Source organism: Stenotrophomonas rhizophila (assembly GCF_000661955.1).
GTDB lineage: Bacteria > Pseudomonadota > Gammaproteobacteria > Xanthomonadales > Xanthomonadaceae > Stenotrophomonas > Stenotrophomonas rhizophila.
In genome coordinates, this window is the sequence record NZ_CP007597.1 from 3,174,231 (window position 1) to 3,189,073 (window position 14,843).

Here is a 14,843-nt window from a genome sequence, read left to right on the forward strand (position 1 = left end):
AACCGTGCGTCGCGTGCAGCCACCCATGGGGTGGCTCTACCCGCGGGGGTAAAGAAAAGGCCGGCTTGTGCCGGCCTTTCGTTGTTACTTCGCTTTGCCCTGGTTGGCCACCGCTTCGGCGGCCTTGCGGGCCGCTTCCGGGTCGCCCAGGTAGCGGAACGACTGCACCGTCAGGTCGTCGTTGAGCTCGAACAGCAACGGAATGCCGGTCGGGATGTTGAGCTCCAGGATGGCTTCTTGCGAGACGTTGTTGAGGTACTTGTACAGCGCGCGCAGCGAATTGCCGTGCGCGGTCACCAGCACCGTCTTGCCGTCCTTCAACTGCGGGGCGATCGCATCGAACCAGTACGGCAGCACGCGGTCCAGGGTGGTGGCCAGCGATTCGGTGCCGGGCAGCGCGTTGCGGTCCAGGCCGGCGTAGCGGCGGTCGTGGATCGGGTGGCCCGGGTCCTCGATGTCCATGGCCGGCGGCGGGATGTCGTAGGAACGGCGCCAGATCTTGACCTGGTCCTCGCCGTGCTTGGCCGCGGTCTCGGCCTTGTCCAGGCCCTGCAGCCCGCCGTAATGGCGTTCGTTCAAGCGCCAGCTCTTGCTCACCGGCAGCCAGTCCTGGTCCAGTTCGGCCAATGCACCCTGCAGGGTGTGGATGGCGCGCTTGAGCACCGAGGTATGCGCCACATCGAACTGCAGCCCTTCTTCGCGCATCAGGCGGCCGGCGGCGGCGGCCTCGCGGCGGCCCTGTTCGGTGAGTTCCACGTCCACCCAACCGGTGAAGCGGTTGTCCAGGTTCCACTGGCTCTGGCCGTGGCGCAACAGTACGAGTTTCCGGGTCACTGCAGTATCTCCGACAGATGGCAAGGCAGACCCGCATTGTAGCGGCAAGCCTGCCCTGCCCCGCACCCGGCAGCCGGGCGGGCCGGTTCAGGGATGTGGATGGCCGTGGTGGCCCTGCGCGTCGGTGCCGGTGCGACCGCTGTCGGTGCCGGTGCGACCGCCGTCGGTGGCGGCATGCGCGTGGTCGGCATGGGCATGCGCGTGGTCGCCGTGCTCATGGCCGGCATGCGCATCGCCCGCCGTGGGGCTGCCCACGCTGCAACTGTCGCCGCAATGATCCGCTTCGATCTGCAGGGTGACATGCTCGATCTCGAACCGGTCATGCAGCGTGGTGGTCAGCGCGCGTCGCAGCGCATCGGCCTCCACGCCGTCGGCCATCACCACGTGCGCGGTCAATGCCGGTGTGCTGGATGCCAGCGCCCATACGTGCAGATCGTGCACATCGACTACGCCGCCCTGCGCGCACAACGCCGTGCGCACGGCCGCGATGTCGGTGCCCTTGGGCACGCCTTCAAGCAGCACGTTGATGGCCTCGCGCATCAGCACCCACGTGCGTGGCAGCACCCACAGACCGATCAGCACCGCCAGGATCGGATCGATCGGCTTCCAGCCGGTCCAGCGGATCAGCAGCGCGCCGATGATCACCGCAACCGACCCGAGCATGTCGGCCCAGACTTCCAGGTAGGCGCCCTTCACGTTGAGGCTTTCGCCGCTGCCCGCACGCAGCAGGCGCATCGAGATCAGGTTGATGACCAGACCAAACGCGGCGATCACCAGCATGCCGGTGGAGGCGATCTCCTGCGGCTGGCGGAACCGTTCGATGGCTTCCCAGAGGATGTAGCCGGCCACCACGAACAGCATGCCGCCGTTGAACATCGCGCCCAGCGCTTCCAGCCGCGCGTAGCCATAGGTGCGCTTGGCATCCGGCGGGCGGCGACTGAGCCGCACCGCCACCAGCGCGATCATCAACGCCAGCGTATCGGTGGCCATGTGCGCCGCGTCGGACAGCAGCGCCAGGCTGTTGGTCCAGAACGCGCCCGCCACTTCCACCAGCAGGAAGGTGGTGGTCAGGCCCAGCGCCCACCACAAGGGTTTTTCGTGGCGGATTTCGCTGGGCAGGTGATCGTGGTCGTGACCCATGAAGGTGTCTCCGTTGCAATGCGCGCAGAGTAAGCAGGCAATGCGGCGGAGACTATTACACTTGGGCTCGCGTTCATTCTGTAACTTCATTACAGCCACGCGCGGCCGTTAACCTTCGACGGCCTGTGTGGCGGGAAGAGCAACCATCGTGGATATCGTTCCAAACCTGGATGAGGCCAGCCGGCCACTGGCCGATGCATGGCAGCAGACGCTGCAGGCCACCCGCCCCGAGGCGGCCGCACTGCTGGCCGATCTGGCGGCCCACTCGCCGCCTGACCTGGCCCATCACTTCTATGACGTACTGCTGGAGGACCCGCGCGCCAGCCGCTTCCTGTCCCACGACCAGGTGCGGCTGCGGCTGAAGCCGGCCATGCAGCGCTGGCTGACCCAGCTGCTGACGGCTACGCCCGCCAGCGTCGCCGCACTGGTGGCTGCGCAACGGGTGATCGGCGACGTGCATGCGCGCGTCGGCATTCCGGTAGACCTGGTCACGCGCGGCACGCGCGTGCTCAAGCAGCGCCTGTTCGAGCGGATCGTCGCCCAGGCACCGAACAGCCACGTGGCGTTCGACGCCATCAGTTGCCTGAGTGCCTCGGTGGACATCGCCCTGGAAGGCATGACCCTGGCTTACACGCACGCACGCGAGCGCTCCTCGCGCACCGATGCGGCGTACCGGCTGTTTTCGCTGGTGCAGAACGTCAGCACCGAACGCGAACGCCAACGGGCCCTGCTGCTGGATTGGGAAAACGCGCTGCTGTACGCCATCGCCAGCCAGGCCACCGACGCCGATACCGTCGATCTGGCGCACTCCGACTTCGGCCTGTGGTTCACCCACAAGGGCATTCCCAGTTTCGGCGAAAGCAGCGAGACCGCGCAGGTGGGGGCACTGGTGGCCCAGGTGGACGCGCAGCTGCACGCCGCGCTGGCCCATGCCGATGTGGCCGCACGCTTCGGTGCGCTGCAGGGCATCCGCGAGCAGCTGGCGCGCATCCGCACCCTGATGGGCATGCTGTTCGAGCGGATCGGCGAACTGGACGCAGGCAGCGATGCCCTGACCAACCTGCTCAACCGGCGCTTCCTGCCCACCGTGCTGCGCCGTGAGATCGAACTGGCCACCTCGGCCAGCACCCCCTTCTCGGTACTGCTGCTGGACCTGGACCACTTCAAGGCGATCAACGATGCGCACGGGCACGACGGCGGCGATCGCGCCCTGCAGCACGTGGCCGCGCTGCTCGGGCAGCTGACGCGTGGCAGCGACTACCTGTTCCGCTATGGCGGCGAGGAGTTCGTGGTGGTGCTGGTGGCGGCCACCGCGGCGCAGGCCGAGGTAATTGCCGAGAACCTGCGCCGGCAGATTGCACAGACCCCGGCGCAGCTGGCCGATGGCACCGCACTGGCATTGACCGCCAGCATCGGCGTGGCGGCGCACGATGGCCACCCGGACTATGAGCGCTTGATGGCGCGCGCCGATGCAGCGATGTACCAGGCCAAGAAGCGCGGCCGCAACCGCGTGGTGCTGGCCGACGATACGTTGCCGGAAGCGCCGGGCCGCCAGGCCCTGCAGCGCGGCTGAGTCACCCGCCAACCGCCTGTTCCTGCACATCCATCGGTACCAACGGCGCATGCCCAACGCGTGCGCCGCCGAGTAGGATCATCCGGTGCGCCTGCGCACGCCTTTTTCTGCCTGGACGTCGCCGATGCCTGCCTGCCGTTCCCTGCGCGCGATGCACGCGCTGCTTCCCTGCCTGCTGTTGCTGGCCGCCTTCACCACCAGCGCGCGCGAGGTGGCCGCACCGGCCGAGCACGTCGATGCAGACGGCCCGTACGTGTTCGTCACCGCCAAGGGCCACGAGGCAGACTGGATCTGCAACGACCACATCGTGCGCCGTACGCTGAACGCCCGCGGCGATACCACCCAGGTGCTGCCCGAGTGTGGCTACCCGCATCCGGTGACCGTGCTGCCGCCGCGCACCGCCGAGGTGGCGCAGTATCCGGCCACGCCCCGCATTGTCGCGGTGTCGGACATCCACGGCCAGTACGACCTGCTGGTCAGGCTGCTGCGCGCCCACCACGTGATCGACGCGCACGACCAGTGGTCGCTGGGCGGTGCCACCCTGGTGGTGGCCGGGGACGTCTTCGACCGCGGCCCACAGGTGACCGAGGCGTTCTGGCTGCTGTACAACCTGCAGCAGCAGGCGCGCGCGGCCGGCGGCGCGGTGCACTTCGTGCTGGGCAACCACGAAACGATGGTGCTTTACGACGACCTGCGCTACGTGAACCCGAAGTACCTCCGGAGCGCGCAGCTGCTGGGCCGCAGCTACCCGGCGCTGTACGGGCCGGATTCGGTGATCGGGCAGTGGCTGCGCACCCGCCCGGTGCTGCTGAAGATCGGCGATACGTTGTTCCTGCACGGTGGCATCGCACCGGAGAACCTGGACCTGGTGCGCGGCATGGACGCCACCAACGCCACCTACCAGGCCGCCGTGGGGCTGCCGCGCGATCAGGTCAAGGCAGCGCCTGACACGGCGCGCCTGTTCGACGGCAAGACCAGCCCGATCTGGTACCGCGGCTACTTCGACGGGCAACTGGACACGGCCCAGGTCGATGCGCTGCTCACCCAGCTAGAGCTCAAGCGCATCGTGGTCGGGCACACCTCGATGCCGCACGTGAGCAGTTTCCATGGCGACCGCATCATCGCCATCGACAGCAGCATCAAGAATGGCGAGAACGGCGAACTGCTGTTCATCGAGGACGGGGGGCTCAGCCGCGGCCTGCTCGACGGCAGCCGGGTGCCGCTGGCCGAGGGGACGATGGGGCTGGAGGACTGAGCCCCGGCGTTCCGGCTCAGCCCTGCTGCGGCAGTGGCTGAGCGTTGACGGCAGCGGCCTTGGCGCGCACCGGCCGGCTCGGGAAGGCATGCCGCACGATGCGCCACATCACCTGGCCGAACTGCTTCGGCAACGAGCCGGTGTTGTAGTGCTGGCCGTAGCGTGCGCAGATCGCCTTCACGTCCACCGCGATGGCCGCATAGCGGTTGGCCGGGATGTCCGGGAAGAAGTGGTGTTCGATCTGGTGGCTGAGGTTGCCCGACATGACATTCATCAGCTTGCCACCGGTCAGGTTGGACGAGCCGCGCAGCTGGCGCAGGTACCAGTGGCCACGGCTTTCGTCGCGCACGCATTCCTTGGGGAAGGTCTCGGCGTCGGCGGTGAAGTGGCCGCAGAAGATGATCACGTAGGTCCACACGTTGCGGATCAGGTTGGCCACCACGTTGCCCAGCAGCACCGGCAGGAAGAACGGGCCGGCCAGCGCGGGGAACAGCAGGTAGTCCTTGAACATCTGCTTGCCCATCTTGCGGCCCACCGGGCGCGCCTGCGCCAGCAGCTGGCGGAAGGTGATCTTGCCGGCGAACCAGCGGCCCAGGCGCAGGTCCTGGATGGCGATGCCCCATTCGAACAGCAGTGCGAACACCACCGCCACCACCGGCTGGGTCAGGTAGAACGGGCGCCAGCGCTGTTCGGGGAAGATGCGCAGCAGGCCGTAGCCGATGTCATCGTCCAGCCCGCGCACGTTGGTGTAGGTGTGGTGGCGGAAATTGTGGGTCTTGCGCCAGTTGTCGGCGGTGCCGACGATGTCCCATTCGTAGGTGCTGCCCTGCAGCTGCGGGTCGCCCATCCAGTCGTACTGGCCGTGGATGACGTTGTGCGCCAGCTCCATGTTTTCCAGGATCTTGGACAGCGCCAGCAGCACCACGCCGGCGATCCACGCCGGGATCAGCACGCTGTGCACGAAGGCACCGAGGAACAGCAGCGCGCGGCCGGCCACGCCGGTCCAGCGCACGCCGGCCACCACGCGACGGATGTAACGCGCGTCGGCGGCCCCCAGCGTGGCCAGCTGGCGCGCACGCAGCGCATCGAGTTCATTGCCGAACGCATCCAGTTCGGTAGGCGACAGCACGCGGTTGTGCACGGAAGACATGCTCAGAGCTCCAGGATCAGGTCGGTGCTGGCGCTGTTGACGCACAGCTTCACTTGCGTGGCCGGTTCATCGGCGTAGTCGCCGGTCAGGGTGTGCCGGGTGACACCGGACGCCTTGCCGCACACGCAGGTATTGCAGATGCCCATGCGGCAACCGCTGGCCGGGCGCAGGCCTTCGGCTTCCAGCGCCTGCAGCAGCGAGGTGCCGCGCGGGAGGGTCAGGGTGCGGCCACTGCGGCGCAGTTCGACCTGCACCGTGCCGGTTTCCGCGTCGGGCAGCAGCGGCGGGGTGAACGCTTCGAACTGCAGCGCGGCCACGCTGCCCTGCAGGCGTGCGCGGGCGGCATCAACGAAGCCACCCGGGCCGCACACCAGCACCTGGGCCGCACGGAGGTCGCCCAGTGCATCGAAGGCGTAGGCATCCACGCGCGGCGACGCGGCGTGCGGGTCGCGGGTCAGTGCCAGGTGCACGCGCAGGTTCGGGTGACGCGCGGCCAGTGCCGCCAGTTCGTCGGCAAAGCACAGTTCCTCGCGGCGGCGGGCCCAGTACACCAGGTCCACCGTGCCGGGCATGCCGGCGGCATCCAGCTGGCGCAGCAGCGCGCGCATCGGGGTGATCCCGCTGCCGGCGGCCAACAGCAGCAGGCGCTGGGACTGGCGCGGGTCCACGGTCATCTCGCCGAAGGCCTGGCCCAGCTCGAACGCCTCGCCGATCACCGCGTGATGGGCCAGGTGCTGGCTGACCTTGCCGCCCTCGATCGCCTTGACGGTGATCGCCAGGGTGCCATCGGCCAGCCGCGTGGGGCTGTAGCTGCGCGACAGCCGGCGCCCATCCACGTCAACCCCGAGGGTGACGTGCTGGCCCGGCTGCATCCCACGGAAATGCCGGTTCGGGCGCAGCACCAGGGTGACCGCATCGGCGCTGGCCTGCTCGCGCGCCACCAGCCGCGCCCGCGCCCGGCGCAGGGTCCACAGCGGGTGCAGGCGCCCGGCCCAGAAGTCGAACAGCTCCTCGGACACCCAATGACGGGGCGAGATCGGGTTGCGGCGGCGGATCGGGGGGCGGGGATGAGCGCTCATGGGATCACTATACGCACGCACATACAGACGTGTATACACTTGTATACTGACCGGACGGGCTATGATTCAGGGACTTGACCGCCCTGCCCCTGATGACCTCCCCAGACCTGCCCCTGTCCGCTGCCGACGATGCCCATCCGGCGCGCAAAGCTTCGATCTCGCGCGACGACCTGCTGGCCGCCGCGCTGGCCCTGATCGGCCCGCACCGCAGTGTCTCCACGCTGAGCCTGCGCGAAGTGGCCCGCGAGGCCGGCATCGCCCCGAATTCGTTCTACCGCCAGTTCCGCGACATGGACGAACTGACCGTGGCGCTGATCGATCTGTCCGGGCGTTCGCTGCGCACGATCATCGGCGAGGCGCGCCAGCGCGCGGCGTCGTCCGAGCGCAGCGTGATCCGGCTGTCGGTGGAGACCTTCTTCGAGCAGTTGCGCGCCGACCACAAGCTGCTGCACGTGCTGCTGCGCGAAGGCAGCGCCGGCTCAGACGCGTTCAAGCAGGCAGTGGACCGCGAACTGAACTACTTCGAAGACGAACTGCGGGTCGACCTGATCCGCCTGGCCGCCGCCGATGGCGGCGCGGTGCTGCACGAACCGGCGCTGGCGTCCAAGGCGATCACCCGGCTGGTGTTCGCCATGGGGGCCACCGCCGTGGACCAGCCGCAGGAAAAGGACGCCGAACTGATCGAGCAGCTGTCGCAGATGCTGCGCATGATCATCACCGGCGCGCGCACCATCGCCGGGAATCCGCCGACGCGTTGACCGGTGTCGGTCGACCCACGGCCAACTCAACGTGAATGCCCCGGTAGGCGACCACCGTTGGTGGTCGCACAACGCACCGACCAACGGTCGGTACCTACCGGCCGAGGCGGTCCAGGCGGGCCGAGACCTCCTTCAATGCCAGGCTGCCCTTGCTGGACAGCCACGACAGTTCGTCCTCCATGAAACCGCGCTTGTCCTGCGCCTTCTCCGCGTCCGGCAGCGGCGGCAGGATGTGGGCGAAGTAGCTCTTGCCGAGCAACCGATGCAGCACCCGCTCGCCCGGGAACGGCTCGCCGTTGTTCAACGCCCGCGCCGCCTTGAGCAGGTTGCGCACGTCGTACTGCACCGGGCTGATGTCCGGCACCTGCTTGGCCAGCCCCAGCAGCGTGTACACCGCCACCCGCGCGGTACGCACCGAGCTTTCCATGGTGAAAATCACATCGTTGCGGGTTTCCACGAACTGGCCGAGCAGGCCCAGGTTGGTGCAGCCGGCCGGGACGACGTGCGGGCGATCGCCAGCGGCACGCGGCATGAACTGCGCGGTGATGTACGGCATCAGCGCCAGCCGGACCTTGGTGGCCTCGGCCACCACATCCAGCTGGTCGCCAATGCCCAGGTGGTGGCACAGCTCGGCCAGGATCTCGCGACCGGTACAGGCCGGCATCGGCTTCTTGATGTGGTTGCCGTCCTGGTCCATCAGCAGTGCGTACACCCAGACCACCAGCACGTCGCGTGGCTGGTCGACGAAATGCGGCTGGCGGTTCACGGTGAAGCTGAGCACCCAGTTGGAGTCGGTGATGGTGATCACCCCGCCGGTAACGGTACGGCCCGAATACGGGTCGTTGACCGACAGCGAGGCGATCTTGTCCACCAACGGCGACGGACGGCAGGTGAGCGTGGCCGATTCCCACATCGAGCGGTCGATGTCGCCGTAGAACTTCTCCGGCTTGCCGAAGATCGGCGACTGCCGCGCCAGGTTGCGCCACAGCGCCCAGTCACTGTCCTCGCCCGGTTCATGCCGATCACGCTGCAGCACCGGCGCGGTATCCATGTCGCCGTAGGCGGTGCCTTCGGTCATCGAACCGGTCAGGGCGAACACCAGGTCCCCCTCGCCCACCGCGATGCGGTCCTCGCGCCCGCCCACCTTGCAGCGGATCGCAGTGACGGTGCGTGCATCGCCGTCCACGGCCATTTCCAGGTCATGCACGCGCGTATCGAACTGGATCTGCACGCCCTGCGCACGCAGCATGCGCGCCAGCGGCACCACGAAACTCTCGTACTGGTTGTACTTGGGAAATACCAGCGCCGACATATCGTTGAGGCCGTCGATCGCGTCCAGGAAGCGGTGCATGTACAGCTTCATCTCCAGCAGGCTCTGCCAGTTCTCGAAGGCGAACATCGACCGCCAGAAGAACCAGAAATTGCTCTGCAGGAAGCCTTCGCTGAAGTAGTCCTCGATGGTCACATCGTCCAGCTCTTCCTTGCGCTTGAGCAGCAGTTTCACCAGTTCCCACTGCTGGCCACGGCTCAGGCCGAAGGTCGAGAAATCCTGGACCTTGCCCTGCTGGTGCAGCAGCCGCGCCTTGGACCAGTTCGGGTCGTGGTCGTTCACCGCGCGGTACTCGTCCAGCACGCTGAAGCCCTCGGGCAGTTCCAGCGCGGGCACATCCTGGAACAGGTCCCAGAAGTTGTCGTAGTTCCAGTTCATCTCGCGCCCGCCGCGCACCAGGTAACCCTGCTCGGGATTGCCTGCCCCATCGAGCGACCCGCCTTCGATGTCCAGGCTGTCGATCAGGGTGATGTTGGCCGCCGGCATGCCGCCATCGCGGATCAGGTAGAACGCCGCGGCGAGCCCGGCAATGCCGGTGCCGATGATGTACGCATGGCGCTGCGCGATGCCTTCCGTCGGCAGCGGGCGATTGCGCATGTAGGCGCCCATCGTGTCCGGCGGCGGCAGGGTGTTGAGCGGCTGGTTGGACCAGTAGGTGCCACTGCCGTCGGGCTCATGGTCGAACGTGGGCGACGTGGCGGGCGTAGCGGACTGCGCGGGCTGCTGGGTCATTGCACCTATCCTTCTGGTCTGCAGGGGTATCGCATGGCCGCTCGCGGCCTTGCGCCGACGGTAGCACCGCCGTGCTTTCCGTCAGGTTACGCCGCCGATCCCGCCGCGCCTTGATCGACATCAATACGCACGGCATCGCCTGCGTGCGAGCGAGCGATGATGCGAGGCACCGCATCTCAACGCGGTTCGCAGACCGCCGCCACCGCACGGGACCGGCGTGAAGACCCGGGCTTCACGCGGCGCGCACCATACTTTGCCGAATGCTTTACATACGGAACGCCCATTCGTGAGCCGGCACACGGCGCTTGCGCGCGCAAAGAAAGGACTTCACTGCACCGCCCTGCTCCTGTGCAGCGGCGCGGCCATGGCCCAGTCGCCCATCGGCGAGGCCGCCGTTCCGGCGCTGGACTGGCAGCAGTCGCAGCAGCGCCTGGAACAGGTGTCCGACGCACTGGCCGCCGCCGATGCCTCGGTGCGCAACAAGCAGGACCTGCAGGACGCCACCCGCCTGCTGCGCCTGCCGGAGATCACCGGTGAAGTGCGCCGCCTACAGTTCCAGAAGACGCTGACCCTGCCCCTGGGCTCGCTGGCCCCGGTGGCCGAGGCGTTCGGCATCGAGTCGCCGTTGCAGTTCACCGAGCGCGACTGGCGCACCCGCCCGGTCGTCACCGCGGTGCTGCCGCTGTACACCGGCGGTTTGATCCCGGCCGCCCAACAGGCCGCCGCCGGCGCCACCGCGCAGGCCAGCGCCGAGCGCGAATCGCAGCGCCAGTCGTTGAGCGTGCAGCTGGCCCAGGCCTACTTCGGGCAGCGCCTGGCCGAGCAGGCCGTGGACGTGCGCCGTGACGTGCGCGACGGGCTGCAGCGCCACCTCGACGATGCCCTGAAGCTGGAACGCGAAGGCTTCGCCACCCGCGCCCAGCGCCTGCAGGCCAACGTGGCCCGCGACAAGGCCGAGCGCGACTACCAGAAGTCGCTCAACGACCTGCAGACCCTGAAGGCCGCGCTGGCCACCCTGCTGCGCAGCGGGGGCGAAGTGCGCCCGCTGTCGCCGTTGTTCGTACATCGCACGCCGATCGGCGCGCTTCCCAGCTTCGAACGCGATGCGCAGGCCCGGCAGCCGCAGATCGCGCGGCTGCGCGCACTGGTGGCCCAGGCCGAGCAAGGCGTGCGCGTGCAGCAGGCCAAGCTCAAGCCCACCGTGTACCTGTTTGGCCAGTACGACTTCCTGCGCCGCGACGAAATGCTGACCGACCCGGACTGGGCGTTCGGCATCGGCCTGAAGTACACCTTCCTGTCCCCCAGTTCACGCCCGGCGCAGATCAGCGCCGCGCGCGCGCAGCAGGAGCAGGCCGAGGCCGGCCTGCGCGAAGCGGAAAACCAGGTCACCCTGGGCGTGCGCAAGGCCTGGTACGAACTGGATACCGCACGCCAGCAGTTCCTGCTGCTGGACAGCAGCATCGAACAGAACCGCGAGAACCTGCGCCTGCAGGAGTTGGCGTTCCGCGAAGGCCAGGCCACCTCGCTGGACGTGATCGATGCGCGGCTGGGGCTGGGCGGTGCACAGGTGGAACGCGCACAGGCGGCGTACCAGTACGACGTGGCGCTGGCACAACTGCTGGAGATCAGTGGACAGATGGACCGTTATGACGAATTCCGCCGCCAGGCCGACGAGGTGATCGCGCATGAATGACACACTGCAGGCGCCCGCCGATGCGCCGCCGCCGAACAAGCGCAAACTCGGTATTGCCCTCGCGCTGGTGCTGGCGATCGTGGTGGTGGTTGGCCTGTGGCTGGCCTGGCGCAGCCCGGCCGAACAGCTGCAGGGCATGGCCGACGCCGACACCGTCAACGTGGCCGCCAAGATCACCGCACGTCTGGCCGCACTGAAGGTGCGCGAAGGCGACCGGGTCCAGGCCGGCCAGGTGCTGTTCGTGCTGGACAGCCCGGAAGTGGCCGCCAAGGAAGAACAGGCGCAAGGCGCGCTGGAGGCTGCCAGCGCCGTGGCCGACAAGGCCGATGCCGGCGCGCGCAGCGAAGACATCCGCGCCGCGCAGGCCAACTGGAAACGCGCTGAAGCCGGTGCCACGCTTGCCGATGCCACCTACCAGCGCGTGCAGAACCTGTTCAACGAAGGCGTGATGACCCGGCAGAAGCGCGACGAAGCGCTGGCCCAGGCACGCAGTTCGCGCGAGCTGTCCAACGCCGCCCGCGCACAGTACGACCAGGCGCTGGCCGGCGCGCGCGAGCAGGACAAGCGTGCCGCACAGGGCCAGGTCCGCCAGGCACGCGGCGCGGTGGCCGAAGTGGACGCCGCGCGTGAGGAGGTCAACGGCCGCGCGCCGCTGGCCGGCGAGATCAACAAGCGCATGGCCGATGTGGGCGAACTGGTGCCGGCGGGCTACCCGGTGTTCACCCTGGTCGACATCGACCGCATGTGGGTATCGGTGAACCTGCGCGAATCGCAGATGCGGGGCCTGAAGATCGGCAATCGGCTGCGCGGGCAGGTCCCCGCGCTGGATCGCGATGTCGAGTTCGAGGTGTACTTCATCAACCCGGCCGGCGATTACGCCACCTGGCGCGCTACCCGGCAGTCGTCGGGCTACGACGTGCGCAGCTTCGAGATCCGGCTGCGCCCGGTGGCGCGCGTGGAGGGCTTCCGCCCCGGCATGAGCGTGCTGTTCGCGTGGCCGCAGGGATGAACCGGTCGCGGCGGGCGGGCTTCGGCGCCGCCTTCCAACGCGAGCTGCAGCACCTGCGCAGCGACCGCGCCGACCTGCTGCTGGTGACACTGTTACCGCTGCTGATGCTGGCGGTGATGGCCTGGTTGTTTGCCGCGTCGGTGATGCGCGACATTCCCATTGCCATTGTCGACCTCGACCACAGTGCCGAGAGCCGTCTGCTGGCGCGCATGCTGGATGCCAGCCCGGGCATCGCCGTGGCCAGCCAACCGGCCAGCCTGGCCGATGCACAGGCCGAGCTGCGGCGGCTGGAGGTCTTTGCCGTGGTGCTGGTCCCCCGCGACGCCACCCGCCAGGCGCTGCGTGGCAGCCAGGGCACCGTGTTCGCCTACTACAACGCGACCTACCTCACCACCGGGCAGTCGGCGGTGCGCGATATCGTGGAAGCGGTCGGTGCCTGGAACGCACGCCTGCTGACCGGCGGCATCGGCAAACAGGTCGGCCCGGCCAAACTGCGCGCGCCGCCCATCGCGGTGCAGTCGGACATCCTGCACAACCCGGCGCGCAGTTACGAACTGTTCCTGCTGCCGCTGCTGTTTCCGGCAGTGTTGTCGCTGGGCCTGGCGCTGGCGGTGGCCGCCAGCCTGGGCCGCGAGGTGCGCGACGGCCAGCTGCGTGCGTGGCTGGGCAGCACCCCCTGGGCGGCCATCGCCGGCAAGATCTGCCCCTATGTCGCGCTGTTCTCGGTGTATGGCGCACTCGGCGTGCTGTACCTGGCGCTGCTGCGCGGCGACGGCATCGCCGGCAGCCTGCTGTTGCTGATGCTGGGCCAGCCGCTGTTCTACCTGGCATGCGCGGCGGTGGCGCTGCTGTTTGTGGGGCTCACCCGTGACATGGGCACCGCGCTGTCGGCCATCGGCTTGAGCATCGGCACCGCGCTGGCATTCTCCGGGGCCACCTTCCCGGTGGTGGATGCGCCGCTGTTCACCCGCATCTGGAACCTGCTGCTGCCGCTCACCGCCTACGTCAAGCTGCAGACCCAGCAGCAGTTTGTGGGCGCACCGTGGACGGTATCGCTGTGGCCGTTGGCCACGCTGCTGCTGATGGTGCTGGTGGCCGGCGGCATCGGCGGCTGGCGCCTGATCGTCGCAGCGCGCGCCCTGCCCACGCCGGTGGCCTCCAACGGGGCGGCCGCATGAGCCGCTTCACCACCAGCCTGCGCCAGACCCTGCGTGCGGTGCTGACCGACCGCTATGCGGTGGTGTTGATGATTGGTGCGGTGGTGCTGTACTCGTTCTTCTACCCGGCCGCGTACCGCCACCAGGTGGCCAGCAACCTGCCCATCGTGATGGTCGACCACGACCAGAGCGCCACCAGCCGCGAACTGCTGCGGCGCGTGGACGCGTTGCGTACCGTTCGCATCGTTGCCCAGCCCGCCACCCTCGACCAGGCCCGCCACGCGCTCGAGCGTGGCGAGGCCGAAGGCATCCTGCTGATTCCTGCCCAGCTGGAGCGCGACATCCTGCGCGGCGGTGCCGGTCACCTGGTGTTGATGGGTAACGGTGCCTACCTCGGCCGGGCGAGCTGGGTACTCGGTGGCGTGGCCGATGCACTGACCGCGTTCGCGCGCGAAACAGCGGTTTCGCAGGCCGCCTTCATGGGCGCCCCGCAGCCACCGCCGATCACCCTGGTGCAGCGGCCGCTGTTCAACACGCTGGAAGGCTACGGCAGCGCCATCGTGCCCGGTGTGGCCGAATTGATCGTGCACCAGACGCTGTTGATGGGCATTGGCGTGCTGCTGGGTACGCGGCGTCGGGCACTCGGCCGGCGCCTGCGCTTCGACCTGCCCACCCTGGCCGGCATGGCGCTTGGCTTCGGCATCATCGGCCTGCTGGGCCTGCTCTACTACGCTGGCTTCACCGCGTGGGTGCAGGACTATCCGCGCGGCGGAAATCCGCTCGGGCAATTGCTGGGCGGGACGTTGTTCATTGCCGCCACGGTGGCGTTCGGCCTGTTCGTCGGCAGCTTCTTCGCCACCCGCGAACGCGCCTTCCAGGTGGTGATCGCCTGCTCGATCCCGCTGTTCTTCCTGGCCAATCTGTCCTGGCCGGCGGTCACATCGCCGCCAGCGCTGGTCGCCTTGGCACACCTGCTGCCCACCACCACCGGCATCAACCTGATGGTGCGCCTGAACCAGATGGATGCCCGCTTGGGCGAAGTCAGCCACGAGTTGTGGACGCTGGCCGCGTTGCTGGTGCTCTACGGTGCGCTTGCCGTGTGGCGGCTGGGCGCGCGCCGGCGCACGCCATGA

At 68.3% G+C, this 14,843-nt stretch carries 12 protein-coding genes; 7 read left to right on the plus strand and 5 right to left on the minus strand.

Annotated features, from left to right (window positions below):
• Nucleotides 1-84: 84 nt before the first annotated feature.
• Both gpmA and DX03_RS13720 read right to left on the minus strand, forming a co-directional pair.
• Nucleotides 85-834 carry a 2,3-diphosphoglycerate-dependent phosphoglycerate mutase gene (gene gpmA / locus DX03_RS13715; protein ID WP_038689579.1) on the minus strand — a complete coding sequence of 250 codons (750 nt, stop codon included), beginning with the start codon at nucleotides 832-834 and terminating at the stop codon, nucleotides 85-87.
• An 87-nt stretch (nucleotides 835-921) separates the two neighbouring features.
• On the minus strand, nucleotides 922-1,974 hold the full coding sequence (locus tag DX03_RS13720; protein ID WP_038689582.1) for a cation diffusion facilitator family transporter: 1,053 nt from the start codon (nucleotides 1,972-1,974) through the stop codon (nucleotides 922-924).
• Nucleotides 1,975-2,122: 148 nt separating this feature from the next.
• Here DX03_RS13720 and DX03_RS13725 point away from each other — a divergent pair, with 148 nt between their 5' ends.
• Together DX03_RS13725 and DX03_RS13730 are read left to right on the plus strand one after the other, a co-directional pair.
• Complete coding sequence (locus DX03_RS13725; RefSeq protein ID WP_051598867.1) at nucleotides 2,123-3,547, plus strand: GGDEF domain-containing protein; 1,425 nt, start codon at nucleotides 2,123-2,125, stop codon at nucleotides 3,545-3,547.
• Nucleotides 3,548-3,671: 124 nt separating this feature from the next.
• Nucleotides 3,672-4,802 (plus strand): metallophosphoesterase, encoded by a 1,131-nt coding sequence (locus DX03_RS13730; protein WP_051598868.1) that lies wholly within the window; start codon nucleotides 3,672-3,674, stop codon nucleotides 4,800-4,802.
• A gap of 16 nt (nucleotides 4,803-4,818) precedes the next feature.
• Here DX03_RS13730 and DX03_RS13735 read toward each other — a convergent pair whose 3' ends face one another.
• A complete protein-coding gene (locus tag DX03_RS13735; protein WP_038689586.1) occupies nucleotides 4,819-5,952 on the minus strand; it encodes a fatty acid desaturase family protein in 1,134 nt (377 codons plus the stop codon).
• Nucleotides 5,953-5,954: 2 nt separating this feature from the next.
• Nucleotides 5,955-7,031, minus strand: a complete 1,077-nt coding sequence (locus DX03_RS13740) for a ferredoxin reductase (protein ID WP_038689588.1) — start codon at nucleotides 7,029-7,031, stop codon at nucleotides 5,955-5,957.
• A gap of 92 nt (nucleotides 7,032-7,123) precedes the next feature.
• Here DX03_RS13740 and fabR point away from each other — a divergent pair, with 92 nt between their 5' ends.
• On the plus strand, nucleotides 7,124-7,789 hold the full coding sequence (fabR, locus tag DX03_RS13745; RefSeq protein WP_038692404.1) for an HTH-type transcriptional repressor FabR: 666 nt from the start codon (nucleotides 7,124-7,126) through the stop codon (nucleotides 7,787-7,789).
• 94 nt (nucleotides 7,790-7,883) lie between these two features.
• On the opposite strand, the gene DX03_RS13750 is transcribed toward fabR, so the two are convergent.
• Nucleotides 7,884-9,851, minus strand: a complete 1,968-nt coding sequence (locus DX03_RS13750; RefSeq protein WP_038689590.1) for an oleate hydratase — start codon at nucleotides 9,849-9,851, stop codon at nucleotides 7,884-7,886.
• A gap of 364 nt (nucleotides 9,852-10,215) precedes the next feature.
• Between DX03_RS13750 and DX03_RS13755 the strand changes: the two genes are divergently transcribed.
• Genes DX03_RS13755 through DX03_RS13770 form a run of 4 tightly spaced genes read left to right on the plus strand, consistent with a single transcriptional unit; the run spans nucleotide 10,216 to nucleotide 14,843 of the window.
• Complete coding sequence (locus DX03_RS13755; protein ID WP_244880124.1) at nucleotides 10,216-11,544, plus strand: TolC family protein; 1,329 nt, start codon at nucleotides 10,216-10,218, stop codon at nucleotides 11,542-11,544.
• Nucleotides 11,537-12,553: an HlyD family secretion protein gene (locus DX03_RS13760; RefSeq protein ID WP_038689594.1), complete on the plus strand. Its 1,017-nt coding sequence runs from the start codon at nucleotides 11,537-11,539 to the stop codon at nucleotides 12,551-12,553. The genes DX03_RS13755 and DX03_RS13760 overlap by 8 nt, the downstream gene beginning before the upstream one ends.
• Nucleotides 12,550-13,731: an ABC transporter permease gene (locus DX03_RS13765; protein ID WP_102100635.1), complete on the plus strand. Its 1,182-nt coding sequence runs from the start codon at nucleotides 12,550-12,552 to the stop codon at nucleotides 13,729-13,731. The genes DX03_RS13760 and DX03_RS13765 overlap by 4 nt, the downstream gene beginning before the upstream one ends.
• Nucleotides 13,728-14,843, plus strand: a complete 1,116-nt coding sequence (locus DX03_RS13770) for an ABC transporter permease (protein WP_038689597.1) — start codon at nucleotides 13,728-13,730, stop codon at nucleotides 14,841-14,843. Before DX03_RS13765 ends, DX03_RS13770 begins: the two co-directional genes overlap by 4 nt.

Bases quoted from the DNA above. Each gene is read 5' to 3' on its own strand.
- DX03_RS13760 (WP_038689594.1), top strand. From the start codon at position 11,537: ATGAATGACACACTGCAGGCGCCCGCCGATGCGCCGCCGCCGAACAAG.
- fabR (WP_038692404.1), top strand. From the start codon at position 7,124: ATGACCTCCCCAGACCTGCCCCTGTCCGCTGCCGACGATGCCCATCCG.
- DX03_RS13755 (WP_244880124.1), top strand. From the start codon at position 10,216: ATGGCCCAGTCGCCCATCGGCGAGGCCGCCGTTCCGGCGCTGGACTGG.
- DX03_RS13720 (WP_038689582.1), bottom strand. From the start codon at position 1,974: ATGGGTCACGACCACGATCACCTGCCCAGCGAAATCCGCCACGAAAAA.
- DX03_RS13730 (WP_051598868.1), top strand. From the start codon at position 3,672: ATGCCTGCCTGCCGTTCCCTGCGCGCGATGCACGCGCTGCTTCCCTGC.
- DX03_RS13735 (WP_038689586.1), bottom strand. From the start codon at position 5,952: ATGTCTTCCGTGCACAACCGCGTGCTGTCGCCTACCGAACTGGATGCG.
- DX03_RS13740 (WP_038689588.1), bottom strand. From the start codon at position 7,031: ATGAGCGCTCATCCCCGCCCCCCGATCCGCCGCCGCAACCCGATCTCG.
- DX03_RS13770 (WP_038689597.1), top strand. From the start codon at position 13,728: ATGAGCCGCTTCACCACCAGCCTGCGCCAGACCCTGCGTGCGGTGCTG.
- DX03_RS13765 (WP_102100635.1), top strand. From the start codon at position 12,550: ATGAACCGGTCGCGGCGGGCGGGCTTCGGCGCCGCCTTCCAACGCGAG.
- DX03_RS13750 (WP_038689590.1), bottom strand. From the start codon at position 9,851: ATGACCCAGCAGCCCGCGCAGTCCGCTACGCCCGCCACGTCGCCCACG.